The 25,468-nt window shown below is 70.0% G+C and carries 23 protein-coding genes, 1 tRNA gene and 2 riboswitches; of the genes, 17 read left to right on the top strand and 7 right to left on the bottom strand.

What is annotated here, in order from left to right:
• The first annotated feature begins 114 nt into the window (after nt 1-114).
• Together H181DRAFT_RS16880 and metE are read left to right on the top strand one after the other, a co-directional pair.
• Nucleotides 115-816, top strand: coding sequence for a DUF2470 domain-containing protein (locus H181DRAFT_RS16880; RefSeq protein WP_045865303.1), 702 nt, complete (start codon nt 115-117; stop codon nt 814-816).
• Between the two features lie 331 nt (nt 817-1,147).
• Nucleotides 1,148-1,368: riboswitch (cobalamin riboswitch) on the top strand.
• A 164-nt stretch (nt 1,369-1,532) separates the two neighbouring features.
• Nucleotides 1,533-3,851: a 5-methyltetrahydropteroyltriglutamate--homocysteine S-methyltransferase gene (gene metE / locus H181DRAFT_RS16885; RefSeq protein WP_045865304.1), complete on the top strand. Its 2,319-nt coding sequence runs from the start codon at nt 1,533-1,535 to the stop codon at nt 3,849-3,851.
• Between the two features lie 245 nt (nt 3,852-4,096).
• Here metE and H181DRAFT_RS16890 read toward each other — a convergent pair whose 3' ends face one another.
• The gene (locus H181DRAFT_RS16890) at nt 4,097-4,669 is read right to left on the bottom strand and encodes a TetR/AcrR family transcriptional regulator (RefSeq protein ID WP_254666877.1); all 573 of its coding nucleotides are present in this window, start codon (nt 4,667-4,669) and stop codon (nt 4,097-4,099) included.
• A 47-nt stretch (nt 4,670-4,716) separates the two neighbouring features.
• Here H181DRAFT_RS16890 and H181DRAFT_RS16895 point away from each other — a divergent pair, with 47 nt between their 5' ends.
• The 11 genes from H181DRAFT_RS16895 (at nt 4,717) to H181DRAFT_RS16945 (ending at nt 16,522) form a co-directional block, all read left to right on the top strand.
• The gene (locus tag H181DRAFT_RS16895; protein ID WP_045865306.1) at nt 4,717-5,511 is read left to right on the top strand and encodes a class I SAM-dependent methyltransferase; all 795 of its coding nucleotides are present in this window, start codon (nt 4,717-4,719) and stop codon (nt 5,509-5,511) included.
• Between the two features lie 164 nt (nt 5,512-5,675).
• Nucleotides 5,676-5,796, top strand: a riboswitch (cobalamin riboswitch).
• Between the two features lie 156 nt (nt 5,797-5,952).
• The gene (locus H181DRAFT_RS16900; protein WP_045865307.1) at nt 5,953-6,930 is read left to right on the top strand and encodes a hypothetical protein; all 978 of its coding nucleotides are present in this window, start codon (nt 5,953-5,955) and stop codon (nt 6,928-6,930) included.
• A 6-nt stretch (nt 6,931-6,936) separates the two neighbouring features.
• On the top strand, nt 6,937-8,145 hold the full coding sequence (locus H181DRAFT_RS16905) for a CbiQ family ECF transporter T component (RefSeq protein WP_074467904.1): 1,209 nt from the start codon (nt 6,937-6,939) through the stop codon (nt 8,143-8,145).
• Nucleotides 8,142-9,767, top strand: coding sequence for an ABC transporter ATP-binding protein (locus tag H181DRAFT_RS16910; protein ID WP_045865308.1), 1,626 nt, complete (start codon nt 8,142-8,144; stop codon nt 9,765-9,767). The genes H181DRAFT_RS16905 and H181DRAFT_RS16910 overlap by 4 nt, the downstream gene beginning before the upstream one ends.
• Nucleotides 9,764-10,705, top strand: coding sequence for an ECF transporter S component (locus H181DRAFT_RS16915; RefSeq protein ID WP_078895786.1), 942 nt, complete (start codon nt 9,764-9,766; stop codon nt 10,703-10,705). The genes H181DRAFT_RS16910 and H181DRAFT_RS16915 overlap by 4 nt, the downstream gene beginning before the upstream one ends.
• A complete protein-coding gene (locus H181DRAFT_RS16920) occupies nt 10,702-12,051 on the top strand; it encodes a prenyltransferase/squalene oxidase repeat-containing protein (RefSeq protein ID WP_052708614.1) in 1,350 nt (449 codons plus the stop codon). The genes H181DRAFT_RS16915 and H181DRAFT_RS16920 overlap by 4 nt, the downstream gene beginning before the upstream one ends.
• A gap of 61 nt (nt 12,052-12,112) precedes the next feature.
• Nucleotides 12,113-12,598: a DUF4430 domain-containing protein gene (locus H181DRAFT_RS16925; protein ID WP_045865309.1), complete on the top strand. Its 486-nt coding sequence runs from the start codon at nt 12,113-12,115 to the stop codon at nt 12,596-12,598.
• A 164-nt stretch (nt 12,599-12,762) separates the two neighbouring features.
• Entirely contained in the window at nt 12,763-13,161 is a 399-nt protein-coding gene (locus tag H181DRAFT_RS16930; RefSeq protein ID WP_045865310.1) for an SgcJ/EcaC family oxidoreductase, read from the top strand.
• Between the two features lie 216 nt (nt 13,162-13,377).
• A complete protein-coding gene (locus tag H181DRAFT_RS16935) occupies nt 13,378-13,644 on the top strand; it encodes a hypothetical protein (RefSeq protein ID WP_045865311.1) in 267 nt (88 codons plus the stop codon).
• A 95-nt stretch (nt 13,645-13,739) separates the two neighbouring features.
• On the top strand, nt 13,740-16,016 hold the full coding sequence (locus H181DRAFT_RS16940; RefSeq protein WP_045865312.1) for a heavy metal translocating P-type ATPase: 2,277 nt from the start codon (nt 13,740-13,742) through the stop codon (nt 16,014-16,016).
• Nucleotides 16,017-16,018: 2 nt separating this feature from the next.
• Nucleotides 16,019-16,522, top strand: coding sequence for a copper chaperone PCu(A)C (locus H181DRAFT_RS16945; protein WP_045865313.1), 504 nt, complete (start codon nt 16,019-16,021; stop codon nt 16,520-16,522).
• A gap of 77 nt (nt 16,523-16,599) precedes the next feature.
• Here the strand turns inward: H181DRAFT_RS16945 and H181DRAFT_RS16950 are convergent, their stop codons facing one another.
• Entirely contained in the window at nt 16,600-17,241 is a 642-nt protein-coding gene (locus tag H181DRAFT_RS16950; protein WP_045865314.1) for a sigma-70 family RNA polymerase sigma factor, read from the bottom strand.
• Between the two features lie 49 nt (nt 17,242-17,290).
• On the opposite strand from H181DRAFT_RS16950, the gene H181DRAFT_RS28475 reads away from it, so the two are divergent.
• Complete coding sequence (locus H181DRAFT_RS28475) at nt 17,291-17,566, top strand: zf-HC2 domain-containing protein (RefSeq protein ID WP_045865315.1); 276 nt, start codon at nt 17,291-17,293, stop codon at nt 17,564-17,566.
• A gap of 183 nt (nt 17,567-17,749) precedes the next feature.
• On the opposite strand, the gene H181DRAFT_RS16960 is transcribed toward H181DRAFT_RS28475, so the two are convergent.
• From H181DRAFT_RS16960 to H181DRAFT_RS16975, 4 genes are all read right to left on the bottom strand, one after another.
• Nucleotides 17,750-18,394, bottom strand: coding sequence for a PE-PGRS family protein (locus H181DRAFT_RS16960; protein ID WP_254666878.1), 645 nt, complete (start codon nt 18,392-18,394; stop codon nt 17,750-17,752).
• Nucleotides 18,395-18,613: 219 nt separating this feature from the next.
• Nucleotides 18,614-19,282, bottom strand: coding sequence for a DUF5134 domain-containing protein (locus H181DRAFT_RS16965; protein WP_045865317.1), 669 nt, complete (start codon nt 19,280-19,282; stop codon nt 18,614-18,616).
• Nucleotides 19,279-20,700: a PepSY-associated TM helix domain-containing protein gene (locus H181DRAFT_RS16970; RefSeq protein ID WP_045865318.1), complete on the bottom strand. Its 1,422-nt coding sequence runs from the start codon at nt 20,698-20,700 to the stop codon at nt 19,279-19,281. The genes H181DRAFT_RS16965 and H181DRAFT_RS16970 overlap by 4 nt, the downstream gene beginning before the upstream one ends.
• A 420-nt stretch (nt 20,701-21,120) precedes the next feature.
• A complete protein-coding gene (locus H181DRAFT_RS16975; RefSeq protein ID WP_045865319.1) occupies nt 21,121-21,375 on the bottom strand; it encodes a hypothetical protein in 255 nt (84 codons plus the stop codon).
• 350 nt (nt 21,376-21,725) lie between these two features.
• On the opposite strand from H181DRAFT_RS16975, the gene H181DRAFT_RS16980 reads away from it, so the two are divergent.
• Nucleotides 21,726-21,801: transfer RNA gene (locus H181DRAFT_RS16980), tRNA-Arg, on the top strand.
• 469 nt (nt 21,802-22,270) lie between these two features.
• On the opposite strand, the gene H181DRAFT_RS16985 is transcribed toward H181DRAFT_RS16980, so the two are convergent.
• Nucleotides 22,271-23,077: a glycosyltransferase family 2 protein gene (locus H181DRAFT_RS16985; protein WP_074467905.1), complete on the bottom strand. Its 807-nt coding sequence runs from the start codon at nt 23,075-23,077 to the stop codon at nt 22,271-22,273.
• A gap of 210 nt (nt 23,078-23,287) precedes the next feature.
• Between H181DRAFT_RS16985 and H181DRAFT_RS16990 the strand changes: the two genes are divergently transcribed.
• Together H181DRAFT_RS16990 and H181DRAFT_RS16995 are read left to right on the top strand one after the other, a co-directional pair.
• Nucleotides 23,288-24,427, top strand: a complete 1,140-nt coding sequence (locus tag H181DRAFT_RS16990) for a hypothetical protein (protein WP_199810831.1) — start codon at nt 23,288-23,290, stop codon at nt 24,425-24,427.
• A gap of 177 nt (nt 24,428-24,604) precedes the next feature.
• Complete coding sequence (locus H181DRAFT_RS16995; protein WP_139131713.1) at nt 24,605-25,312, top strand: hypothetical protein; 708 nt, start codon at nt 24,605-24,607, stop codon at nt 25,310-25,312.
• Nucleotides 25,313-25,468: the final 156 nt, after the last annotated feature.

Consider the following 25,468-nt stretch of genomic DNA (forward strand, 5'->3'; position numbering starts at 1 on the left):
CTCCTTGACGTGACCACGGATGCACCGTCGAAATGATGTTAGGTTAGCCTAACCTAAGTAAGCCCACGTCTGAGTGGTCGCCGCTCTCTCCGACCGTGCAATTGGAGAACTTGGATGCGCCCCTTCCGCACCCGCGCCACAGAGCCCACGCCCGCCGAACGCGTTCGATCGATCTTGGCTTCGGCTCATTCGATGACGGTGGTGAGCGACGGATTCCATGCCGAAGTGCACCGCCTCCCCGAGTCGGAGGCGGTCGGCAACATCCACCTTCACGCACCCCCGGAGAGCCCGTCCCCCATGGACGAGATGCGCCTTCCCGTGAAGCTGGAACTGACCGACATCACCCCCACACCGGTGCGCGACCGACTGCGCGCCCGTGTCACCGTGACCGGACTCCTGGCAGCCCAGTTCGACGCCGCAGCCCGGAGCACGTGCATGGAATTCGGCCAAGCGGTCCTCGAAGACTTCCGCGGACGCTCCTACGTGACACTGGGCGCGCTGCAAGAGACACCCCCCGACCCCTTGGCCACCTGCGAAGCCGCCATGCTGATGCACCTCCTGGACGGCCACGGTGACTCCGTTCCCCTGCTGCTGCGCCTCGTGCGACCGCAGCCCGAGCGAGGCATACTCCGCGCCGTCCCCGTCGCGCTCGACCGCTACGGCCTGACACTGCGCCTCGAATATCCGAACGCCCACCGCGACGCCCGGCTGCCGTTCCCGGCCCCCGTAACCGACCCCGACCAGGCCGACTCCCGGATTCGAGCCCTCCTGGACGCCGCCCGCCGCGCCTCCCACACCAACCACCTGCTGGCCTGATCCCCTCTGCGGCCCGGCGCTGTCCGCAGCGCCGGCGCCGGAGCGGTCCGCACCGCACACGCCGCATCCGGAGCCCCACGCACGGGGGCCGCCCCTTGAACCGGCCGGCGGCCTCGCCGACACGAGGCCGCCGGCCCCTGGACGGGAGCCGATGCGCCGGGCCCGCACCGTCTCGCGGTGGAAGGCGACGGTGTGCCGCACCTGCGTCTCCCCGTGCAGCAGTGTGTCCTTGCGCACATGCCGTACCCCGTCGAGGCCCGCGACCGAGCCGGACCGCACCCCGGAACAGGGGCCGCTCGCCCTGCGGTGTTTCGTACTCCGCCCTCCTGGCTAGGCTGACGGTGCAGCTGGTTCGTCCTGCCCGCCAGGCAGGCACGTCGAAAGAGGGAACCCGGTGGGAATCCGGGACTGCCCCGCAGCGGTGAGTGGGAACGACCGCCGTCATACGCACTGGTCTTGTAGGGGGCCGGGAAGCGACGGCCAGTAGGCGTCCGCCTTCGAACGCGGACGGGCCCACGAGTCCGAAGACCTGCCTGCTGCCCGCGCGCGACCGATCGCGTGCGGATGTCCCAGTGACCTCGAGGGCGGGTCGGCGACCACAACATCAGACGGAACGCCGCACACGAGAACGTGTGCCCTGCCGTCCGATGCCGTCGTTCCTTCGCGTGCTCGTCCCGTCACGGGGACTTGTCCGAATCGTTCGCGAAGGAGAGTTCGTGACAGCGAAGTCCGCAGCCGCGGCAGCACGGCCCACCGTGTACGGCTTCCCCCGTCAGGGCCCGAACCGGGAACTGAAGAAGGCCATCGAGGGCTACTGGAAAGGACGCGTCACCGCGGACTCCCTCCGGGAGACCGCAGCAGGCCTGCGCCGCTCCAACTGGAAGCTCCTGGCCGACTCCGGCATCGACGAGGTCCCGACCGGGGACTTCTCCTACTACGACCACGTCCTCGACACGAGTGTCATGGTCGGCGCCGTCCCCGAGCGCCACCGCTCCGCCGTCGCGGCGGACGCCCTCGACGGCTACTTCGCCATGGCGCGCGGCACCCAGGAGGTCGCGCCGCTGGAGATGACCAAGTGGTTCGACACCAACTACCACTACCTCGTACCGGAGTTGGGGCCCGACACCGAGTTCGCCGCCGACAGCTCCAAGCAGGTCGCGGAGCTGAAGGAAGCCCTCGCCCTCGGTCACACCCCGCGGCCCGTCCTGGTCGGCCCTGTCACGTATCTGCTCCTGTCCAAGCCCGCGCCGAGTGTCGCTGACGACTTCGACCCGCTCACACTCCTCGACCGGCTGCTGCCCGTGTACGCGGAGATCCTGGCGGATCTGCGCGCAGCAGGAGCCGAATGGGTGCAGGTCGATGAGCCGGCCCTCGTCGAGGACCGCACGGCCGCCGAACTCAATGCCGCGTCCCGCGCCTACCGGGACCTCGGCGGCCTGGCCGACCGCCCGAAGCTGCTCGTCGCGTCGTACTTCGACCGCCTGGGCGAGGCCCTGCCCGTCCTGGCCAAGGCACCCGTGGACGGTCTCGCGATCGACTTCACCGAGGCCGCCGCCGCGAACCTCGACGACCTGGCGAAAGCCGGCGGGCTCAAGGGCAAGCGCCTGGTCGCGGGCGTCGTCAACGGCCGCAACATCTGGATCAACAACCTCGAGAAGTCCCTCTCCACGCTCGGCACTCTGCTGGGCCTCGCGGACCGGGTCGATGTGGCGGCCTCCTGTTCGCTGCTGCATGTGCCGATCGACACGGGCGCCGAGCGGGACATCGACCGGCAGATCCTCCGTTGGCTGGCCTTCGCCCGGCAGAAGGCGAAGGAGGTGGCGGTCCTCGCCAAGGGCCTGGCCGGCGGTACGGACGCCATCGCCGCGGAGCTGACCGCCAACCGGGCCGACCTGGCCTCCCGCGCCGGCTCGGCCATCACCCACGACCCGGCGGTGCGGGCCAGGGCCGGGGCGATCACCGACGCCGACGGGCGCCGCTCCCAGCCCTACACCGAGCGGGCGAAGGCACAGCGCGAGCACCTGGGTCTTCCGCTGCTGCCGACGACGACCATCGGCTCCTTCCCGCAGACGACCGAACTGCGCACCGCCCGCGCCGACTTGCGGAAGGGAAAGATCGACACCGCGGGCTACGAGGAGCGGATCAAGGACGAGATCCGGCAGGTGCTCTCCTTCCAGGAGAACGCCGGGATCGACGTCCTGGTGCACGGCGAGCCCGAACGCAACGACATGGTGCAGTACTTCGCCGAGCAGCTGACCGGCTACCTCGCCACGCAGCAGGGCTGGGTGCAGTCGTACGGCACCCGCTATGTGCGGCCCCCGATCCTGGCGGGTGACATCTCCCGTCCCGAGCCGATGACGGTGCCGTGGACGACGTACGCCCAGTCGCTCACGAACCGCCCGGTCAAGGGGATGCTGACGGGTCCGGTCACCATGCTGGCCTGGTCGTTCGTCCGTGACGACCAGCCCCTCGGCGACACCGCCAGGCAGGTGGCACTCGCGCTGCGCGACGAGGTCCAGGACCTGGAAGCGGCGGGGACTTCGGTCATCCAGGTCGACGAGCCCGCCCTGCGGGAGACGCTGCCGTTGCGTGCGGCGAACCGCCCGGCGTATCTGGAGTGGGCGACGGAGTCCTTCCGTCTCAGCACGAGCGGGGTGCGTCCGGCGACGCAGATCCACACGCACATGTGCTACGCGGAGTTCGGCGACATCATCCAGGCCATCGACGACATCGACGCCGATGTCATCAGCCTGGAGGCGGCCCGGTCGCACATGCAGGTGGCGCGCGAGCTGGCGGCGCACGGTTATCCGCGCGAAGCCGGCCCCGGCGTCTATGACATCCACTCGCCCCGCGTCCCCAGCACGGACGAGGCAGCAGCGCTGCTGCGCAAGGGACTTGAGGCGATTCCGGCCGAGCGGCTGTGGGTCAACCCCGACTGCGGGCTCAAGACCCGTGGCTGGCCGGAGACCCGGTCCTCGCTGGAAAGCCTCGTCGAAGCCGCAAGGACGGTGAGGGCGGAGCTTCCGGGCTCCTGACGCACCCGGGCCGGGAGGCGCGGCGGCGCCGTCCCTCCCGGCCCCGGTCTTCGACAGCCGGCTCGTGCACCCCCGGTCCAAGGCTCCGGGGGTGCACGGCAGGGCAGGGGGAACCCGATGGGAAAACCGGTGCCGCGGCAGGTGACGCTCGACGGTGAACCGATGGTGGCCCTGACCCACCGCGAGTACGAAGCCCCCACCTCACGCGCGCAGCTGCCTCGCCCGGCCTGGACAGGTCCGCTGCTTCACCGGTTCGTGCGGTCGGTGATGTGCTCGAACAGCCCTGCATGGATACGTGTGCTTACGCCCTTGGCCCACGGCTCATCCACCTCGTCGACATCGAGGGCAGCCGCATTGTTGAGAAGCATGCCGAAGGCAAGGAACGACTTCACCGTCACCGGGTCGAGACCAGCGGTACCGGCAACGGTGTCCCACATGTGGGCGACTCGTGTCCGCACCAGATCACGGACCTCGCCGTCACCGCAGGCGGCGAACCCTTGCAGCTGCAGCAAGAGGCTGGTGCGATCGGCCAGCGACTCGTAGTACTGAGCTCCCATCAGCTCCAGCGCGCTGAGACCTCCGGTGCCCTCGGCGGCTTGGGCCATGCCGTCGCTGAACCGGTCGAAGGCCGCGCCGACCAGCTCCAGGAACAGCGCCTTCTTGGTCCCGAACATCCGGAACACGTAGGCCTGCGTGATGCCCGCCTCCCGCGCGATCGCCTCGATCGATGCACCGTGAAGTCCGTGATCCGCGAACTCGCCGGCGGCGATCCCCAGCACCTGGGATCGCCGTTCGGGTCCACTCATACGCGCAGCCATGGCGGTTAAGTTACTCCTTACTAACTACTGACTTGTATTGTGGCGCAGTGGGCGATGACACCTGGGCCGGTCTGGCCGACCAGTTTGCGGACGGGGCTTACGCCTCGGTGAAGGGGCGCGTGCGCACCTACGTGATGCACCAACAGCTGATGGAGCACTTGCCGCCGCCCCCGGCACCTGTGCTCGACGTCGGCGGCGGCGCGGGCCATCAGTCGTTTCCGCTGGCCCGAGCCGGTTACGACGTGACGTTGCTCGACCCGTCGCCCGCGATGCTGGACAAGGCCCGGCAGCGGCTCGCGCGGATGCCAGGTGAGACCCGGCGACGGGTAACGCTCCTGGAGGCCGACGGCGAGCACGCCGACGCGGCAGTGGACGAACGACGCTTCGCCGCGGTGTTGTGCCACGGCGTGCTCGGGTACCAGGAGCGGCCCGAGCCGATCGTCACCCAGCTGTGCCGATGCGCCGCTGAGGGTGGCCTCGTCTCGATCATGACCGGCAACGCCAAGGCGATGGCGGTCCGCCCGGCCCTGGAACAGCGGTGGGACGACGCTCTGGCATCTTTCGACGCCCGGGCCGAGGTCGGAGTGCTGGGGGTGCCGACCCGAGCTGACACGGTCGAGGAACTCTCCCGACTCGTACGGAGCCGCGGCGTGGAGCCACTGCGCTGGTACGGCGTATGGCTGTTCGCCGACTGGCTCGACTTCAGCGGAGCCGGCATGGACCCGAGCGATTCGGAGAAGTTGGCGGCGGCCGCCGCAGTCGAACTCGAAGCCGGCCGACGAGATCCCTACCGGCAACTCAGTCGCGTCTTCCATCTCGTCGGACGCAAAGGACCGAGCTGACGGGACAACAGCAGTCGGACACTGGAGTCCGCCGGCGCATTGACCGCATCGGCTCCCCTCCTCTCATCGGCCGACCGCCCGCCACCCGGCCTGAAATCGCCGTCTGGCGGGAGCAGTTCGTCTGCCCGTACGATGCAGTTGCGTCCGTGTGTGAACGGACACCGACAACTCAATGCGTACGCGCTCGGGGAAAGCCGGTGGGATTCCGGCACTGACCTGCAACCGTGAGCGGCTGAGCATCTTCTGCCGCGAGTCGGATCACCTGGCGTGCTGCGTGCACAGCTTCTCACTGTCATGGTCTGCAGCGTGGAGCCCTCCTGAGCCGTTCCGGGGCCCCTGCCGCATTCGTCACCGACGCACGAATGCAGGTACGGGGCTTTTTTGCGGGACAGCCCGGGCAGGGGGCCTTGGTGCGGCCTGCCCGGAAGGACTCTCCCGCTCATGGCCCGCGTCAGACCCGTCAGACCCGGGGCCGCGAAGACCGCGGCCCTCGCCGCAACGGCTGCCGTCCTCCTCGGCACGTCGCCGGGGCTCACTCCGTCGGCGTCCGCCGCCGCCTCCCGGACTGACGATGTCCGGGCAGCCAAGGGGAGTTCGGGCTACTGCAAGAACAGCGACGGCGTCACAGTCGTCGTCGACTTCCAGGACCTCGGTGGAGGCACCGTCGTCCGCTGCGCCCACGGGAGTCAGTCCACCGGCCTGGCGGCCCTCAAGAACGCCGGCTTCAAGATCACCGGAACCAACCGTTGGGGCGAGGCCTTCGTCTGCCGCATCGAGGGCAAGCCGGGAGCGGACAGCGAACCCTGCATCGACACCCCTCCCACCTCTGCCTACTGGTCCTACTGGCACGCGTCCGACGGAGGCAGCTGGAAGTACAGCGACTCGGGGGTGACGAACCGGACTCCGCCGAAGGGAAGTTTCGAGGGGTGGTCCTTCTCCACGGACGAGTCGCAGTCGACCAGCCCCCCGCCGGGTCTCGCTCCGCGGCGGCCCGGCGGGGGCGGGGACTCGGGCGGCGGAGGTGACTCCGGGGGTGGATCCTCGAGTTCGGGCGGGAACGGTTCGGGCACGTCGGGCGGCTCGTCCGCCGGCGCCGGGAAGGACGGTTCCGGCGAGGCCCAGGACAAGAAGGACGAGAAGAAGCCCGAGGACGGCTCCAAGGACAAGAAGAAGGACGAGAAGTCCCCCGAGCCGTCCAAGTCGAAGGACACCGCCGCCGGTTCGGACGCTTCCGCGGCCGGGCCCGACGGCGAAGAGGACACGGCCGACGACGGCCTGAACACCGCGGACCCCGCCCGGGACGGCGGCGTGCCGACCGGGACCGTGGCCTCCGTCGGCGCCGTCGTACTGGTCGCGGCGGCGGCCGGCGCCACGGCCTGGCGCAGACGCCGCACGGCCCGGGCGGAACGGGCCGGCTGAGCAGACATGTCGTCGTCCCGCGTCACCGCAGACCTCACCGCCCGCTTCCGGATACCGCGCGCACTGCACCCGGGAGCGTGGTGGCTGTGGTCCCTCGGCATGGCCACCGCCGCCAGCCGCACCACGAACCCGCTGCTGCTCCTGCTCACCGTCGCCGTCTGCGGATACGTGGTGACCAGGCGCCGAGGCGATGCGCCCTGGGCGCTGGCCTTCCGGATGTATCTCCTTCTGGGCGCCTTCGTCGTCGTCATGCGCGTGGTCTTCCGCATCGTCTTCGGCGGCGGCCAGGGAGAGACCGTCCTCTTCACCCTTCCGCAGATCCCGCTGCCCGAATGGACCGCCGGAATACGGCTGTTCGGGCCGGTGGCCGCCGAGCAGCTGCTGAGCGGCCTGTACGACGGGCTGCGGCTGGCCACCATGCTGGTCTGTGTCGGTGCGGCGAACGCCCTGGCCAACCCGAAGCGGATGCTCAAGGCACTGCCGGGCGCGCTGTACGAGATCGGGACCTCGGTCGTCGTCGCGCTCAGCGTCGCACCGCAGTTGGTGGAGAGCGTTCAGCGCATCCGGCGGGCCCGGCGGCTGCGCGGTGGCGCCCAGCGCGGCATGCGGGCGCTGCGCGGCATCCTCATCCCCGTCCTGGAGGACGCCCTGACGCGTTCGCTCGCGCTGGCGGCGGCGATGGCCTCCCACGGTTACGGCCGCACGGGACGTACGGCACCCGCGGCGCGTCTGGTCACCGGATTCCTCGTCCTCACCGGCCTGTTGGGGGTGTGCGTCGGCCTGTACGGCGTCATGGACTCCTCGGTGCCCGCGTATCTGGGGGCGCCCGCGCTGCTGGCCGGACTGGCAGTGGCAACGGCGGGGCTGCTGCTGGGCGGCAGGCGGGTGCGGCGCAGCCGCTACCGGCCCGACCGCTGGCGCACGGCGGAGCTGCTGACGGTGGCGGCAGGTATCACCGCGGGCGCGCTGATGTATGCGACGACGAAGGTCGATCCCGCGGATCTGTATCCCTCGCTGTCGCCCATGACTTGGCCGACCTTGGGGGTGCTGCCCGCGCTCGCCGTGCTGGCGGGCCTGCTGCCCGCCTGGCTCACTCCGCCTCCCGCCCTCACGCCCCCGCAGGCTGCCGACCTCGAACAGGCCGAGCCGACCCCCACTCGTCCCGCGGCCGAGGACAGCGCACGACGCGAGACCAGCAAGGAGAGCATCTCTTGATCACGTTCGACGAGGTGACGTTCACCTACAGCGGCGCGGACGAGCCCGTCCTGCGGGAGGTGGACCTCCGCATCCCGGAAGGTGAACTCTGCCTGGTCACCGGCCGCACCGGGGTGGGGAAGTCCACGCTGCTCGGCGCCGTCAACGGCCTGGTTCCGCGCTTCACCGGGGGGCATCTCCACGGCCGCGTCGAGGTCGCCGGGCAGGACACCCGCGACTTCCCGCCGCAGGAGTTCGCCCACCTCGTCGGCGTCGTCGGGCAGGATCCGCTAGCCGGCTTCGTCACCGACACCGTGGAGGAGGAACTGGCTTACGGAATGGAGCAGTTGAGCCTCCGCCCCGAGGTGATGCGCAAACGGGTCGAGGAGACCCTGGACCTGCTGGGCATCGCCGAGCTGCGGCACCGTGCCCTGCGGACGCTGTCGGGCGGTCAGCAGCAGCGTGTCGCCATCGGCTCCGTCCTCACCACCCATCCGAAGGTGCTGGTGCTGGACGAACCCACTTCGGCGCTGGATCCGACCGCAGCCGAGGAGGTGCTCGCCGCCGTCGTCAGGCTCGTCCACGATCTCGGCACCACCGTGGTGGTGGCCGAGCACCGCGTGGAGCGCGTCCTGCAGTACGCGGACCGGCTGGTGCGTCTCACCGCTGACGGAGGCGTACGGGACGGCGATCCGGCCGAGTTGATGGTGGACAGCGACGTGGCGCCGCCGGTGGTTCACCTGGGGCGGCTGGCGGGCTGGCGTCCGCTGCCGCTGTCCGTGCGCGATGCGCGCCGCCAGGCCGCCGGGCTGCGGGAACGCCTCTCCTCACGGCTGCCGGAGAGCCCGGCGGTACAGCGGGGGGCGGGCTCCGGGGCGGGTCTGACGGCTCACCGGATCGTCGTGTCGTACGGGTCGCTGATCGCGGTACGGGACGTCGATCTGGAACTGCGCAAGGGCGAGGTCGTGGCACTGATGGGCCGCAACGGTTCGGGCAAGTCGTCGCTGCTGTGGACGCTCCAGGGGTCCGGGCCCCGGCGCTCCGGCACCGTCGACGTGGGCGGCAGCGACCCCGGCAAGCTCTCCGCCCGCGCGGCCCGTGCCCTGGTCGGGCTGGTGCCGCAGACGGCGAGCGACCTGCTCTACCTGGAGACCGTCGACGCCGAGTGCGCGCAAGGGGATGCCGAAGCCGGCGCCGAACCCGGGGCGTGCCGGCGGCTGCTGGACGGACTGGCCCCAGGCATCCCCGGCGGCCGCCATCCCCGCGACCTCTCGGAAGGCCAGAAGCTCGCGCTGGTGCTGGCGGTCCAACTCGTCTCCGCCCCCGACGTGGTGCTGCTCGACGAACCGACGCGGGGCCTCGACTACCACGCCAAGCGCCGCTTCACCGAGTCCGTGCGGGCGCTCGCCGCGGAGGGCCGATCCGTCGTGGTCGCCACCCACGACGTCGAGTTCACCGCGGGCGCGGCCGACCGGGTCGTGGTGATGGCCGAGGGAGAGGTCGTGGCCGACGGTCCGACGGCGGACGTCGTCGTCTCCTCCCCGGCGTTCGCGCCCCAGGTGAGCAAGATCCTCCACCCTCAGACGTGGCTGACCGTCGATCAGGTGGCCGCTGCCCTGGCACCCCAGGAGGCCTCCGCATGAGCGCCTCCGGGACGGCCACGCCGGCTGGTCGGCGCCGAAGACGCGCGAGCGCCCCGCCCGGCCACCGCACCTCCGCCGTACGGATCAGCGCCCGCACGGCGATCGTGCTCACCCTCGCGAGCCTGGCCGGCCTGACCATGTTCTTCTGGCCGCTGTTCGCACCGCCCCAGCCGGACACCAGCGCCCACTCCACCGACGCGCCGCTGCTGTTCATCCTCGCGATGCCCGTGGTCCTGGCCGTTGTCCTGGCCGAGCTGTCGTCGGGCGGCATCGACACCAAGGCCCTGGCGATGCTGGGCGTCCTCGCGGCCGTCAACGCCGGACTCCGGCCGCTGGGCGCCGGCACCGCAGGCATCGAGACCGTCTTCTTCCTGCTGGTCCTGGCGGGACGGGTCTTCGGCCCGGGGTTCGGCTTCGCGCTCGGCGCGACCTCGCTGTTCGCCTCCGCGCTGCTGACCGCCGGGGTCGGGCCGTGGCTGCCGTTCCAGATGGTCTGCTCCGCCTGGATCGGACTGGGCGCCGGACTGCTTCCCCGGAGGGTCACGGGGCGGTGGGAGATCGCGATGCTCGCCGCCTACGGAGTCGTCGCCGCCTACGCGTTCGGCTTCATCATGAACATGTGGTTCTGGCCCTTCACGGCCGGCCCGGACACCCAGCTGTCCTTCGACCCCGACGCCTCCGTGCCGGAGAACCTGCACACCTTCCTCATCTTCACCCTGGCCAGTTCCACCTTCGGCTGGGACACCGGCCGCGCCGTCACCAATCTCATCGCCATCGTCCTCACCGGACGAGCTGTCCTGGCCACGCTGCGCCGTGCCAACAGACGCGCCGCCTTCGAAGCGCCCGTCACCTTCACCCGCAAGTCCTCCGAACGCGTTCCCGCCACCGAGAAGTCCGCCCGGCAACGCGGTCCTTCCGTAAAGGAGTTCACGTCATGAATCGCGCCTCACTGGGGAGAGCCGCGGCGCTGTCCGCCCTGGCGTTCACCGCCGTCTCGGCCACCCCGGCCTACGCCGATCCGCCCGGCGACACCTCTCCGCCGCAGGCCGCCGCCGCCTGGGCCGCCTCCAAGCTGTCCAAGGGAGCCAACGCCTCCGGCGACCATGGTCTGACCGCAGACATCGTCATCGGGCTCGCCGCCAGCGGCACCGGAGGCGACACCGCGAACAAGGCCACCGACTGGCTCGCCGAGCACGCCGAGGAGTACATCACCCGCGGCGTGAAGGGGGACGTCAGCGCGGGAGCGGCGGCCAAGCTCGCCCTCGTCGCCGGGGTCGAGCACCGGGACGCGACCGCCTTCGGCGACATCGACCTCGTCGCCACGCTGAAGGACCGCATGCAGGACAGCGGCCGCTTCACCGACGACACCGCCTCCGGCGACATGTCCAACCAGTTCACCCAGTCCCTCGCCGTGCTGGCTCTCGACCGCGCCGACTCGCTTCCGGAGAAGGCCGCGGACTTCCTCGCCAAGTCCCGCTGCGAGGACGGCGGTTACCCTCTGACGTTCAAGAGCGACCCGGCCAAGTGCACCTCCGACGTGGACAGCACGGGCCTGGCCGTCCAGGCACTGCTCGCCGCGGAGCGCAAGGACGACGCCGCGCCCGCACTGGACTGGCTGGAGAAGCGCCAGAACAAGAACGGCGGATTCGCCTACGGCGAGCCGGAGTCGGCGGCCAACTCCAACACCACCGCGCTCGCGGTGCAGGCGCTGAAGGCCGGAGAACGCCGGCAGGCGGCGGCACACGGAGTCGCGTGGCTGAAGACGATGCAGCTCGGCTGCGACGCGAAGGCCGCGGACCGCGGAGCCGTCGGCTACATGAAGCCCGTCGCGGACGGCTCCGCACTGCGCGCCACCGCCCAGGTCATCCCGGCGCTCGCCGGCAAGTCCCTGATCGAGGTCGACGGCGCGGACGCCGAGCCGGGCCTGAGCGACATCGTCTGCGCACCCGGCGACGGCAACTCCGGTGGCAGCGACGGAGGTTCGTCGACCGGAGGCGCCAGCGGCGGAGGTTCCGGCGAGGGCACCGACGGAGGTTCCGGCGACGGCGGCTCCACCGCCGGGGACAGCGGCGGCAGCGGCGACTCCGACTCGGGCGGCTCGGCGAACCCGGGCGCGGACGGCGGCGGTTCGAGCGCTGCCTCGGCCGGAGCATCCGCCGGCGGCCCGGGCGGAAGCCTGGCATCCAGCGGTGCCACCGTGCTGCCCGCCGCCGGCGTCTCGACGGCACTCCTCATCGGCGGCACGGCCCTCGTCCTCGAGCGCCGCCGCCGGCGTACCTCCTGAACCGACCCGTTCCGGCCCATCCCCGCGCCCTCACGGCGCGCCCCACAGCAAGGAGTTCCTGATGCGACGAAGATTCCTCGGGCTTCCGGTGACCGCCTCGGTCCTGGGTCTCGCCCTCACCATGTGGGCCCCGACGGCAGCCCAGGCCCGTACTCCGGAAGCCGCCGCTCCGATATCGGTGCACCTCACCGTCACCGGCCCGGACGGCTCCGTCTACGACGGAGACCTCCGGACGACCGGGCACACCGTCACCGCCGCGACCGGCGGCAGCCACAAGTGCGACGGCACCAACAACGGCGCCAACTCCTCACCGGGCGCCACACCCACCGCCGCCCTGGACGACGCCGCGAAGGCCGAGGACTTCTCGTGGGACGGCACCTGGTACGCCTCCTTCGAGGACTACTTCGTGACCACCGTCGACGGTGACGCCCAGACCGCCGACGCCTACTGGAGCATCTCCGTCAACGGCCAGGCCACCTCCGTCGGCGGCTGCCAGCACAAGCTCTCCGCGGGCGACGACGTCGCCTTCACCTGGACGGAGATGTAGCCCGGGTTTCACTGCGCCCCGTGCGGCGGGCGGTGCGGTCTCGGGACGCGTAGCGCCCGGCACCGTCCGCCGCAACGGACGTCATGGCTGATCCCACACCTCTCAGCCGTCACCGTCACCACGACCCTTGACTTCAACTACGCTTCAAGTACGACGCTGCACGCATGAGCACCGAGACCGCGGACATCAGCGCCATCGAAGAGATCGTGGCCACCGTCGAGCGCACGCAGCGCGCCAAGGACGCCGAGGGGTTCCTCGCCCTCTTCCACCCCGACGCCGTCTGGACGACCGCCCACGGCAAAGTCCTCATCGGCTTCGACAAGATCGCCGAGTTCACCCGCGCCGTGCTGCCCGGCGCGACCTGGGACGGCGAGGTCACCTACGAGGCAGTGCACACCAAGTTCCTGCGGCCCGACGTGGCTGCCGTCAAGGTCCGGCAGATCTACCACTCGGCAGAGGGCGACTCGGAAGGCGCACCCCTGTACGTCCTGACGAAGCAGAGCGACGGCACCTGGCTGCTGCACGTGGGCCAGAACACCGAGGTACGGGCCGCTCGGGACTGACCCGACGACCCCCGCACGGGCCATGCGCGGCCGCGGTGCTCGGACCGGCACGTCACTCTCGTCAGCCTCATGGAGTGATCCATGCCACACAGGCCGCCGGGAACCAGCCGTTCCTCGCGCCCGACAAGCTGCAGGAACACATAGGGCTCGTGCCGGACACGCCGGGGCTCCGGTACTGCGGCGCGCGCGAGGTTTGTACCGAACAGTGGAGAACCCATGACCGACCCCGTCCCTGACGGAACCCGGGAGGCGTCCGGCTCCGCCTTCCGTCGGTGGCTGCCCGCACCGTCCGTGGCCGGGTTCGTCCTGCTGCTGGCGACGCTGTTCGCCGTCTCCTATGCAGCCGGAACCTTCGCAGGGCCGGTGGCACCGGGGATGCGGCCCATCCACGGCGACAGCGGCAGTTCGAAGCCAGGCGGGAAAGGAGAGGGGCACGACACACACGGCCTGAATCCTCCCTCCCCTCGGGAGGCAGGACGGTGACGGACAGCAGGGCCGGCGCGGCTTCACCACAGGAGCCCTCCCGGGCCCTTCAGGACACCGCCTCGCACGCGTCCCTTCCCGCAAGCAGTGTGCTGATGGTCGGCGGGATGACGTGTGCGGCGTGCGTGGGCCGGGTCGAGAAGAAGCTCAACCGGCTCGAAGGAGTCTCCGCGACGGTCAACCTCGCCACCGGCCGCGCGCGGATCGACCATCCGGTTTCCCTCCCCCTCGAAAAACTGGTCGCGACGGTCGAGAGGGCAGGGTTCACCGCGAGTCTCCCGGAACCGGCTTCACCATCGAACGCCCACGTCGCGCCCCCAGCCGGCGGCCCGGACTCTCCCACTCCTCGTGAGGGGACGAGGGATCCGGCCTGGGACCGGCTGATGGTCACGCTGCTGCTGTCCGCGCCCGTGCTGGTGCTGTCGATGGTTCCGGCCTGGCAGTTCCGCAACTGGCAGTGGCTGTGCCTCACCTTGGCGGCACCGGTGGCGGCGTGGAGCGCCTGGCCCTTCCATCAGCGGGCCCTGCGCGGGTTGCGGCACGGCGAGGCCACGATGGACACGCTCGTCTCCCTCGGGGTCGCCGCCTCCTTCTCCTGGTCGTGCTACGCCCTCTTCGGCGGCGGGGCGGGCGTGCCGGGCATGACGATGCCGTTCTCCCTGCTGCCCGAGTCCGGCGGGACGGCACACATCTATCTCGAAGCGGCAGTCGCGGTACCGCTGTTCGTCCTCACCGGCCGCATGCTGGAGAGCCGGGCGCGGCACCGTACCGGGTCCGCCCTGAGTTCGCTCGCGGAACTCGCCGCCAAGGACGCCCTCGTAAGCGTGAACGGCAACGAACGCCGCATCCCCATCGGTGACCTGCAGGTCGGCGACCACTTCCTGGTCAGACCCGGCGAACGCGTCGCCACCGACGGCACCGTCGTCGAAGGCAATTCGGCGCTGGACCTCTCCCTGATCACCGGCGAGAGCCGGCCTGTCGAGGCAGGGCCCGGAACCCGCGTCGTCGGCGGCGCCCTCAACTCCGGTGGACTGCTTCAGGTACGGGCGAGCGTCGTCGGAGCGGAGACGCAACTCGCCCGCATCACACGTCTGGTGGAGGAGGCGCAGACCGGTAAGACGAAGGTGCAGCGCCTGGCCGACTCCGTCGCAGCCGTCTTCGTCCCCGCAGTGCTCACCGTCTCCGTGACCGTTCTCGGCTTCTGGCTCGGCGCCGGCGCGGCAGCACAGTCCGCCGTCACCGCGGCGGTCGCCGTCCTCGTCGTGGCCTGCCCGTGCGCCCTGGGACTGGCCACGCCCACAGCCCTGCTGGCGGCCACGGGCCGGGGGGCGCAGCTGGGCATCCTCGTCAGCGGACCGCGGGCGCTGGAGTCTCTCCGCCGGGTGGACACCGTGGTACTGGACAAGACGGGCACGCTGACCACCGGACGCATGAGCGTCCTCGGCATCACCACGGCCGACGGCGGGGACGCGGTCACATCCGTGCGTCTGGCGGCCTCGGTCGAACGAGCCTCGACTCACCCACTGGCCGCAGCGATCACTGCCCACGCGGTGGGCCTGGAGGCGCAACCACTGGCCCGCGCCACCGACTTCACCGAGGTCCCGGGCCAGGCCGTTCAGGCGAACGTCGAGGGACGGCTCGTGGAAGTCGGCCGGCCCGTCGACGAAGAGAGCCTTCCCGGGACGCTCCGGGACGCCGTACGGACAGCCGGGAAGGAAGGCCGCAGCGCGGTGCTCGTCACGGTCGACGGCATCCCCGACAGCGTCATCAGCCTCGGAGACGCGCTGCGCAGCGACACCTACCGCGCCGTGGACCGTCTGCGCCGTCTCGGGCTCGATCCCGTCATGGCGACCGGGGACTCGGAGGCCACCGCACGTGCTGTCGCCGGTCAGCTGGGCATCACGGACGTCCACGCGGCGGTCCGACCGGAGGACAAGGCCGCGCTCGTGAAGCGGCTGAAGGAGGAGGGCAGGCAGGTCGCGGTGGTCGGGGACGGCGTCAACGACGCCGCGGCCCTCGCCGAGGCAGACCTCGGCATCGCCATGAGCAGCGGCGCCGACGCCGCCATCGGCGCCGCCGACATCACCCTCACCCGCGAGGACATCCAAACGCTGCCCGACGCGGTGCACTTGGCGCGGCAGACCCTCGGCACCATTCGCATCAACCTGCTGTGGGCCTTCGGCTACAACCTCGTCACCGTGCCGTTGGCCGCGGTCGGCTTGCTCAACCCGATGTTCGCCGCGGCCGCCATGTCCGCGAGTTCACTCCTCGTCGTCTGCAACAGCCTCCGGCTCCGGACCTGGAGCCCCGCAACCGGAGGCCGGGCCCACCAGCCGTCCCGGCTCAATACCGGCTTCCAGGAGACGGAGTGAACATGCCTGCCAGTACCGGAACCGCCCGGGCCCTCGTGGACTCGCTACGGGCCGCCATCATTCCCATCGTGACGTGCGTCGCGGTTCTGGGCGCGCTGACCGCGTGGACGGCCGCTGGGCACGCCGGTAAGCCGCGCGGGCTGGAGATCTCGGAGGGCCGCATCTTCACACCGCTTCGGGAAGGCGCCACATCCGCCTTCTTCACCATCCGCAACACCGGTGATGTGAGCGAACAACTGACACGCGTCACCGTCGCGCAGGGAAACCGCACCATGCTGAGCCGGAACGTCACCACGAGCGGCGGCGCCCGGACGATGGTGATGGTGCCGTACATCTTCGTGCTCCCGCACAGCACGCTGCGGATGTCGCCCTACGCGCTGAACGTCATGGTCACACCAGCGCCGAAGGTCTCCCCAGGCGAACGCCTCCGCTTCACCCTCCACTTCGAAGACCTGCGGCCCATCACTGTGCAGGCCGTCGCCGTCCGCCCCGGAGAACTGCGCTGACCCTCGGGTAGGGCGGCGAGGACAGAGACGGCGGCCCCTGATCGCGCACCAGCACGTTCAAGGACCGCCGCTTCCTGTCACGCCGCCGAACCTGCCAGGGCGACCGGGCGGTCACCCGGTTCCGCGCTCTCTCCGGCCCGGGCGGTGACGGTGCCCTCTCCAGCGGGGCGGTCCTGCTCTGCCTCCGCCAGCAGGGAGATCAGGCTCTCGCGCGCCCGGGCGACCCGGGAACGCACCGTCCCCAACGGACAGCCGATCACCGCTGCCGCCTGGGCATAGGAGAGCCCCAGGAGCTGCGTGAGGACGAACGCCTCGCGCCGCTGGCCGTCGATCACGGCCAGCAGTTCGCTCAGCGCTATCCCCTCCTCGAACCCGGGCAGACCGCGCGGCTGCGCCTTCTCCAGCGCCGCCTCCCAGTCGTCCGTACCCGCGAGCCGAGGACGGCAGGAGGTTGCGCGGATACGGTCGGCAACAGCTCGCCGCGCGATGGTGAGCAGCCATGTACGGGCCGAGGACCTGCCCTCGAACGCCGGCAGGCTCCGCAGTGCCCGCAGATAGGTCTCCTGCACCAGGTCGTCCGTCGCTTGGGCGTCGCCGCTGAGGTGCGTCACGAACCGGCGCACATCGAGCTGCGTTGCCCGGACGAACTGCTGCGCGGCCTCCTCGTCTCCGGCGCGGGCGGCCAGCGCCCAAGCCGTCGCTTCTGTGTCGTCAGTCATCGCGCGGCTCGCCTCTCCTCCACTGATGTGAATCGGAGAGGATGGGCGCATGCTCTGCTCCCGCGCCCGCACCGCGCTGTCCGCCCGGCTCGACGGGGAGGCCCTGCCTCCCGGCGTCACCGAGCAGGCGCTGCAGGAGCACCTCGCGGGATGCGCCGACTGCCGTGCATGGGAGGCCGGAGCGCTGCGTCTGCAACGGGCCGTCGACGACGAGGTCGCGGGGAGCGCCGAGTCCGGGAGGCAGGATCCCCGAGCGGCCCCGTCCGGAGGAGGCTCCTGCAACCCCGGGCCAACCACGGGCAGTTCGGACCGACCGGCTTGCTGAACAGTGCTGTTTCTGTGTTGTGCCTGGCGGGGCGCCGCGTTTCTTGGGCGCCCGCGTATGCGCAGGGGTCATCATCTGAAGTCCTTCAGGCGATCCGGCTGCCGCTTGACGGGCGAGCCGGTGAACGATCCCGGTGGTCGCGCCGAAATGCGGCGCCGACCGGGGCTTACGGCCGTGCTGTCGTCAGACAGCCGGACCGGCCGGCGGACCTCTCAGCCAGATGACATGGCTCAGGAACAGTCGCAGCGGTGCGCCCCGCTGTCCCCACGGCTCCGCCCGCAGTACGGGGATCGGGGCCGGCAGGGAGGGGGCGAGGTCGAAGGCGAGCGGTGCGAAGAGGCGGGCGGACGCCGCGCGCAGCAGCTGGAAGACGGCCCGCTCACCGCCCCACATCCACCACGCGCTGAGCAGTGCCACGAAGACGTGGACGGCGAGCATCCCCGCGGAGTCGCTGTGCCCACCGTGAAGGGCGGTAGGCGCGTCCGCGCCGGCTCCGGCCGCTCCGGTCGATGCATGCCCTGCCATGCCGTGATGCACGTCCATGTGCGTGTGGTGGGTGTGACCGGACATCGATCCACCCATCCCGTGGGACGCGGCATGACCAGCCGGGTGCGCAGCTCCGTGGGCGTGCCCGGACGGAGCGGCCGCCGGCGGCATCATGGCCTGGCCCAGCGAGAAAGCCGTGTGCAGGAAGACCTGCGTGCACACGGTCAGAGCACCTACCAGCAAGGCTCCGCGCTCCTTGCCGCTCAGGAACCACGCGAAGCCGGCGGTACCGGTCCAGCCGACGGCGATCATCCAGCCGGGCACTGCCTGTCCCGATGTCATCGCGTGTCCCAGTGCTGCGAGCATCACGCAGACGGCCGCGAACACCCCGGCTCGCAGCGCTCTGAGGACCCGTCCCGCATGCATGGTGCGCCCATCGTCGCACCTGGTCAGCGGGCCGAACACGGGAGGCCGAAAACCGCTCACTTCCGGACAGAATCTGCGAGCGCCTTCACGAGGACGGGACGCCGCCGGCAGGACCCGCGTCCCGTCCCCCTGCCCCTATGCGACGAGGACGAACATGACGGCCATCACCAGCGCCATCACCCCGTGGCACAGAAGATCCCCAGGTACGTGCTCCACCGCACGGGCCCGTGCGGGCTCGGCGGAAACCGGCACCGGTTTGCGTGCGCCGTCGAGCCCTCGGACCAGCCACCACAGGGACAGGGCCAGGAAGACGGTCGCCAGGATCCCGGAGACGGTCTGCTGAGTGGCGCCGTGCAGCGACATGGACGCCAAGTCGGCCGGGGCCGCGCTGTGGTGGCCGCCCGCGGCGCCGTGGTCCATGTCGGCGGAGGCCTGTTCGGCGCCATCCATCGACTGGCCCATGGCGTGGAGCATCCACGCCATCCCGGCCATGACAGCGGTGTGAGGCAGGGTGGCGAGAATCCGCTGCGACCGGGACCGGCCGCCGCTCTCCTGCCCACCCGCGGCTGCCGCCGCGGGAAACCACAGCGCGGCCGCCACGAAGAAGATCACCTGCGGCACCGCAGGCATCTCCATGCCCTGCGGCCAGCACATGGCCGCCATGGCCGCCGCCATGGCGGCATGCAGCAGATGCGAAACCCTTTCCGCTGCCCCCGACGTGCGGACAGCACGCCACAGCGCATGGAAGGTGAGCGCCACCAGTGCGGCGGTGAGTATCCAGCGCAGACCCGGTGCGGAGATCACACGCCCACCTCCTGCGACTCCCGGCGTCCACGCACCCTGCCCATCAGCAGATCCACGACCAGGAACAGCACCAGCGGAATACCGAACCACGGTAGCCAGTACGCGACGAGCGCCGTCGCGACAGCGGCCGGGGCCAGAACCCGTCCCGGGATGCGGCGCCACGCTCCTCGGGCCGGAGCACGTCCGAGTCGTGTCAGCCGTCCCGTGGTGGCAGCCCCGCGAGTGGGCCGGCGCAGCCACCACATCCGGTAGCCCCAGAAGATCATCGCGATGAGCGCGAGGGCCAGCAGAGCCAGCACGATCTGGTTCACCAGGCCGAACAGCAGACCCATGTGCGCGTCCACACCCCAGCGGGACAGCTTCGCCAGCAGGGGGTAGTCGTCGAAGCGGAGCGTCGCGGTGATCTCTCCCGAGTCCGGCGCCACCGCGACCGAGTCCTGACGTTCGGGCCAGGAGCGGGTGTTCTCCTTCACGACGTATCCACTGCCACTGTCGGCGGGGGGCGTGATGTCCAAGACGCCTCCGAGACCTGCTTCCCGTGCCTCGCGGACGGCGCCGTCGAAGCCGATGTCGCGGCCGCCCGACTGGCCGGAGCCGTCATCGTGCGGAACGGTGGCCGCGACCGTCGGCGTGGGGCTGTTCAACTGCTCCCGCAGCTGCGTGATGTTGGCCCCCGCGTACGCGGACCAGGTCAGGCCGGTCGCCGACAGGCCCAGCAGACCGGCCGCCGCCCACACTCCGACCGCGCCGTGCCAGGACCTCACCCGGCGGCGTCCGGCAGGTGCGGACTGCTCCGGCAGCACCGTGCGGCGCAGCCTCCGGCGCGTGCGGCGAAGCCCCACCCAGAGCACCAGTCCGCCGCCGGCCTCCACCCACAGCCAGCTCGCCGCGATCTCGCTGTAGTTGCGGCCGAAGTCCCCCAGGTGAAGGTTGCGGTGCAGGTCGTCGAACCACGCTCGCACCGGCAACCACTGTCCGAAGGTCTCCAGCGTGCCGAGCACCGAATGGTCATAGGGGTCGATGAAGGCGGTCCGGGTGTACCCCTCCTTGAGTCCGGACTCCTCGAAGACGACCCTCGTACTGTCCTCACGGCCCGGCCCCGTGGTCACCGAGACCAGCGAACCGTCCGGCACGGCCTTCTTCGCCGCTGCCACCTGCACCGCCAGCGAGTCGGGCTCCCCTCGGGGGGTCACCTTCAGCTCGTGCTGATACACGCTCCTCTCCACTTGAGGCATGGCCGTGTAGAAGAGCCCCGTCACAGCGGCGACGAGCAGGAACGGAGCGATGAAGACCCCCGCGTAGAAGTGGAGGCGCAGCAGCAGCGCCCGTATCCCCGCCCGGGTGTCCGTTGCTTCGGTTGCCGGTGCGCCGGAGGGTGGTTCCTCCAACTCCGGCGTGGTCGCCGCGGTGCTCGCCATGGTGTTCCTCTCCGGGCTCCCGTCGGTCCCTGCGCGTGCGGTGCCAGCAGGTAGTCGGGCAGCGAGAGTGAGGAGTTCCGTCCGCGCGAAGCACGACTCCGTGACGTACGTCACAACCGACGCCCGTGAGCTCAGATTGACGGGCGCCCCTCGGCCTTGCGCCGCCCGGATCGTGACGGTGCCCGCGACAGGCGTGTTTCACGAAAGGCTGCGTGCCGCCACGCCCCGGCACGAATTGGCGGCCACCGACGGATGCTTGGGTTTGCTCTACGACGGAGCCCTACGCGGGATGCCTCGTGACGTTGTCGCTCGGCGGGGCCGACTCCTGGTCAACCAGCAGCACAGGCGTCGAGGCGCACTCTCTGCGCATCCTGGAGTTCGATCACTGCCGCCATGAACTGTGGCCGCCGAGGGACGCGTTCAGGAGCGCACCTGGACGACGGGACGAGCACCCTCGCTCCCCTGCCGGTACGGAAGTTCGAGCGCCGCGGCACCCTCACCTTCCGCTGGTACCACCTCGTGGGCGTGCCATGCGTCCATGGCATCCACTTCCACAGGGAACCTGTTGCCGATACCACGACAGCGGGCGAACGAACGGCTGGACAGAGCGACTTTGAACAGGGCTTCCACCGTGCTGAGCACCTCCAGCAGATCCCTGCCGGCACCTCGGTCCATCAAGTCCCTCTACGGGGACGAGAAGACCCCGAATCGGCGTTCTCACAGTTCGACCGATCGCTCTGGAAGGGAACGGACGACTCATCGCGTACGGCGCTGAAGCCCAGAGTCTCGTCGTTCTGGGCTCCATGCTCGGGCAGAACGCCACCTCCGCTGCCCGATACGCAGAGCACCCCGAGAGCTCCCATGCCCGAGCTGAGTGCTCTCCGCATTCGCTGAGACAGCCTGGGCGTCACCACACCGAGCCATCAGCTAACCTGTCCAGGGGCGTCCCTTGTGGGCGACCCTGGCGCTTGTGTGGCCCGATGCGTTCCCCTCTGGGGTTTTCACCAAGGATTTCACCAAGCCCCGCCTCCGTAGCTCAGGGGATAGAGCACCGCTCTCCTAAAGCGGGTGTCGCAGGTTCGAATCCTGCCGGGGGCACCAGCGCATCGAGCCGCTTCTCTGGGATTTCGAGCCCAGGGAAGCGCGCTCTGCTCGGCCTCGGACCCCACGTCCGGGGCCGTTTGCGTGAGCGGTGCGTGAGCGGACAAGGCGCCAGGCTCGGGTGTTTCCCCGGATTCCACGGCACCGTCCGGCACAGGCGTCGCGCCGGACACCCCGGTCTTATCAAGCCCGGGCTCGGCTTCCGGCTCTTCGTTTTCATGGGTTGCGTGTGCACGCAGAAGCTATCGGGCATCCGCCTCGGCTATCGCGAGGTCGGCATCGGGAGCAGGCTCGTGTACGTGTCCGCCGTGATGGTGATCGAGGAGTGCCGAGCCCGCGCAGTGTGGATGCTCGCCCCGGCGCGGCTCCCAGGAGGCGAACCACCACCACCCGCCAGCCGCATCCCCAACCTCACAGGGCAAACACGAGGCAATACACCTGGGCGCTGCGAGGACTGCCCGGGAGCATGTCACTGCGTGTCCCCGGCCGAGCCGGGAGCTGGCGGAGTTGCGTCAGTGGTCTGCGGTTCCGCCCACCGCGGGAGGGTGAGCAGCAACGCGGCGCGCTCTCGGACCAGTGCAACCTGCACCCCCCCCCCGGTGAAGTTCGAGCTTTGCTTCGAACGCTGAGCCCGGTGTCTCCGGTAGCGCAGTGTCGGCATTTCTATGAGGACGCCGTCAGCTGATGCGGATGCGGCCATGAGGAGGCCGGTGTCCTCCATGCTGCGGAGCGCGGACCAGCCGCCGAGTGCGAGGAGGAGGGAGCGTCGCCACATCACTCCTGCGGGGTGCACGGGGAGTCGGGGCACCCTTGTGTCTGCGTTCCACTGATCGAGTAGCAGGCCACGGGGCAGTACACCGGCCGACACGGGCAGAGCATGGTCGTGCAGGCGTCCGTCCGGCATGAGATCTCGCGCATGACCGACTGCGAAGCCGGCGCCTGGGTGAGTGGCGAGGAGGTCGGCCAGGGCGAGGAGGGCCTCGGGTTCGAGTTCGTCGTCTGCGTCGAGGTTCTGCACGAGGTTCGCGGTGGCCCGGCCGACGGCGATGTTCCGGGTCGTGGCGGGGCCTTCGCTGGTGCCGTTCTCCGCGATGCGGACCCGCGGGTCTTCTGCTGCGCCGCACTCGCGCAAGGCGTCCAGCACCTCGTGGGCCGGGCCGTCGATCTGCACCAGCCAGGTCCACTCCGTGTGGCTCTGGCGGCGAAGTGATCGCCAGGCGAAGGGCAGGAAGACGGCGTAAGGAGCGTGCACCGCCGTGACAACATCCACCTGCATGATCAAAGGATATGGCTACGTGGCCGGGCCTGTCGTGGTAGGCACATTGGTGGGGAGCAACAGGCAGATGGCGGAGGGGTTTTAGTGGAGTCCGCGGCGCACATCGGACGGCTGGAACAGGTATCGGCTTCCGACTCGAGGGAGCTCGACCGAGTCTGCGAGGAGGTTGCGACCACGCTGTTCGAGGGTGGCCAGGAGCCTCCGTTCACCGTGACATCAGCGGACTTCGCCACGGACCCGCACCTGATCTGCGCCGACCGCTACTGGCGGCTGCGCTTCCTCGACCGGCCGACCATCCAAACTGCCGCGGCCTGTTCCACGTGGCTGGTCGGCCACGTGATCCGCGACCACCACACCGAAGTATTGGAGAAGTGGAGTCTGGGGTACGCGTTCATCACGAAGGACAGCGTCGAATCCAGCCTGGAACTCTCCCGGGCGGTCGAGGAAATCGTCGAGCACGACTCCTCGGCAGGCGAGACGGCCTACTTCGCGACCCTCTACCACGCGGGCAAGCTGCGGTCGAACTTCTGGTTCGACGAACTCCATCAGTTCCTGGACGCCTCGCTGCTGGCTCTCGCGGCCGGTGTGCATCGTCAGGCGCCCCTTTTCACAGCTCTGCGTTCCTTCGCCGCGTTCGGCAGCAGGGTTCTGACCACGGAACACGCGATCGGTCTCCTCGACCAGGCCTGGTCCTCCTCCGAACGCACCCGCCACGTCGTGGACATCTGTCTCAACGGGATCCAGGCCGCCGTCCCGTTCGATGGCCACGGGCAACTGCTGCGCGAGAGGGCCGCCGAAGCAGTGCGGGACCACCCTCTCGACCACATCTTCCACTTCCGGCTGGCCTCCGGACAACACATGGTGCGCGACCATGACGCTGCTCTGGACAGCATAAATACGGCCCTCCGGCATCTGCCTGCCCTGGGGAGCCGCGGGAGCCACAAGCTCCTTCAGGAGCAGTACTTGGCCAAACGCGACGCCATCCTCGAAGGTCGCCTACGAGCCGAGCTCGACGCCGAACACGCACAGCAGCTGGCCGGGCAGGAAGAGCGGCACAGGCGACGCTGGGAGCAACTCGAAGGAGAGTTGCGGCGCCGGGGTGAGGAGCAGGAGAAGGCGCGGCGCGAAGGCCAGGAGGCTGCCCGCGCCAACCACGTGCGCGCGGTCGAGCTCGTCGCGGTCTTCACCTCCGCCATCGCGTTCGCCGTCGGCAGCCTCCAAGTCACACTCACCGGCTCCTACTCCCTGTACGACCGGCTGGCGCTCATCGCTGCCTGGGGCGTGGGCCACGTGATCTTCGCCCTCTTGGTCGTGGGTGGCACCTGGCTCATCACCCGTCCACGCCGGTAGGCGACCGGTCGCGCCATGCCGGGTAGCCGGGTACTGACAGAGCTCAACTCCTATGTGAGCATGACCAGTTCCGACGCGAGTCCGAGCGGGGGCTGTTGATTCCTTACGACCTGAGTCATCTGAGGGAGCATCGTCTTGGAGCGTAGGCGAAGGCAGGGCGTTGCACAGGTCCTGCAGATGGTGATGCGCGCATTGCTTGCCGGAATCGTGGGCGGAGTCATCGGCATCGCGGCGTACTCGATCAGTCAGACGGGTGGTCAACCGCTGTCCGTCGCGGTGGGCTGCCTCATCGGCGTCGCAGTGGTCCTCGGAGGTGAGCTGTACCGCAGGTCCGCTCAACTGACCGAGGTCCGTCTGGTCGTGTTGGGCAGCGAAATGTCGTTCAAGACCAAGACCGATATGCGCCACGCAGCACAGCGGATGTTCTTCCAGGCCGCGACCCGCGTCGCCACGCGCCCACTTGAAGACGGTCACGGAAATCTTCGTGAAGCCCTCACCTCTCTCAAGACGCTGTTCGACCTCTATCGCGAACCACTCGAATCCGAGGGGACTCCGCTTCCGCCGGCCAACGGGAACTCCGTTTACGAACTTGCCCTGCACATCCTCAACTTCGAACTCGCTCCCTTCCTCACCAAGTGGCATCCGCGCCTGAAGGCGTTCGAGGAATCCGACCGCGGCCAGGACGAATCAGAGTGGTCCGAGAATTCGGTCTTCCGCGAGGAACTTCGAGCGTTGCAGGAAAGGTTGCGGCCGTACTTGATCGGCCTGGGAGAGATTGCGGGCATCCCTGATCCGGCCTCGCATCTGCGCCGTTCCGCCCGGGTCTCACCGCCGGCGTCTGCAACGGTGCCCGACCAGCCGTCCTCGCCTGCCACGCCCGAGTAGCGCACATCCGCCGGCTCGGACGAGTCCATGCATGTCGCATGATGGTTCAGTGACGAGCCATTTCCCGCAGACGACGAACCACATGCCGTGCGGACCTCTGGTCGACCTGCCCCCCCCCCCGCTGTTTTCGGGGTGGAGACCGCATATGGAGTATCC

This window comes from Streptomyces sp. WMMB 714, assembly GCF_900090125.1.
In the GTDB taxonomy this organism is placed as follows: Bacteria; Actinomycetota; Actinomycetes; order Streptomycetales; family Streptomycetaceae; genus Streptomyces; species Streptomyces daqingensis.

Coding starts and splice junctions, on each gene's coding strand:
- H181DRAFT_RS16950 (WP_045865314.1), bottom strand. CDS start 17,241: ATGACTGACGACACAGAAGCGACGGCTTGGGCGCTGGCCGCCCGCGCC.
- H181DRAFT_RS16995 (WP_139131713.1), top strand. CDS start 24,605: ATGGTGATGCGCGCATTGCTTGCCGGAATCGTGGGCGGAGTCATCGGC.
- H181DRAFT_RS16940 (WP_045865312.1), top strand. CDS start 13,740: ATGGTCGGCGGGATGACGTGTGCGGCGTGCGTGGGCCGGGTCGAGAAG.
- H181DRAFT_RS16985 (WP_074467905.1), bottom strand. CDS start 23,077: ATGCAGGTGGATGTTGTCACGGCGGTGCACGCTCCTTACGCCGTCTTC.
- H181DRAFT_RS16975 (WP_045865319.1), bottom strand. CDS start 21,375: ATGGACCGAGGTGCCGGCAGGGATCTGCTGGAGGTGCTCAGCACGGTG.
- H181DRAFT_RS16880 (WP_045865303.1), top strand. CDS start 115: ATGCGCCCCTTCCGCACCCGCGCCACAGAGCCCACGCCCGCCGAACGC.
- H181DRAFT_RS16920 (WP_052708614.1), top strand. CDS start 10,702: ATGAATCGCGCCTCACTGGGGAGAGCCGCGGCGCTGTCCGCCCTGGCG.
- H181DRAFT_RS16930 (WP_045865310.1), top strand. CDS start 12,763: ATGAGCACCGAGACCGCGGACATCAGCGCCATCGAAGAGATCGTGGCC.
- H181DRAFT_RS16915 (WP_078895786.1), top strand. CDS start 9,764: ATGAGCGCCTCCGGGACGGCCACGCCGGCTGGTCGGCGCCGAAGACGC.
- H181DRAFT_RS16970 (WP_045865318.1), bottom strand. CDS start 20,700: ATGGCGAGCACCGCGGCGACCACGCCGGAGTTGGAGGAACCACCCTCC.
- H181DRAFT_RS16900 (WP_045865307.1), top strand. CDS start 5,953: ATGGCCCGCGTCAGACCCGTCAGACCCGGGGCCGCGAAGACCGCGGCC.
- H181DRAFT_RS16905 (WP_074467904.1), top strand. CDS start 6,937: ATGTCGTCGTCCCGCGTCACCGCAGACCTCACCGCCCGCTTCCGGATA.
- H181DRAFT_RS16890 (WP_254666877.1), bottom strand. CDS start 4,669: ATGGCTGCGCGTATGAGTGGACCCGAACGGCGATCCCAGGTGCTGGGG.
- H181DRAFT_RS16935 (WP_045865311.1), top strand. CDS start 13,378: ATGACCGACCCCGTCCCTGACGGAACCCGGGAGGCGTCCGGCTCCGCC.
- H181DRAFT_RS16925 (WP_045865309.1), top strand. CDS start 12,113: ATGCGACGAAGATTCCTCGGGCTTCCGGTGACCGCCTCGGTCCTGGGT.
- H181DRAFT_RS16960 (WP_254666878.1), bottom strand. CDS start 18,394: ATGACATCGGGACAGGCAGTGCCCGGCTGGATGATCGCCGTCGGCTGG.
- H181DRAFT_RS16945 (WP_045865313.1), top strand. CDS start 16,019: ATGCCTGCCAGTACCGGAACCGCCCGGGCCCTCGTGGACTCGCTACGG.
- H181DRAFT_RS28475 (WP_045865315.1), top strand. CDS start 17,291: ATGCTCTGCTCCCGCGCCCGCACCGCGCTGTCCGCCCGGCTCGACGGG.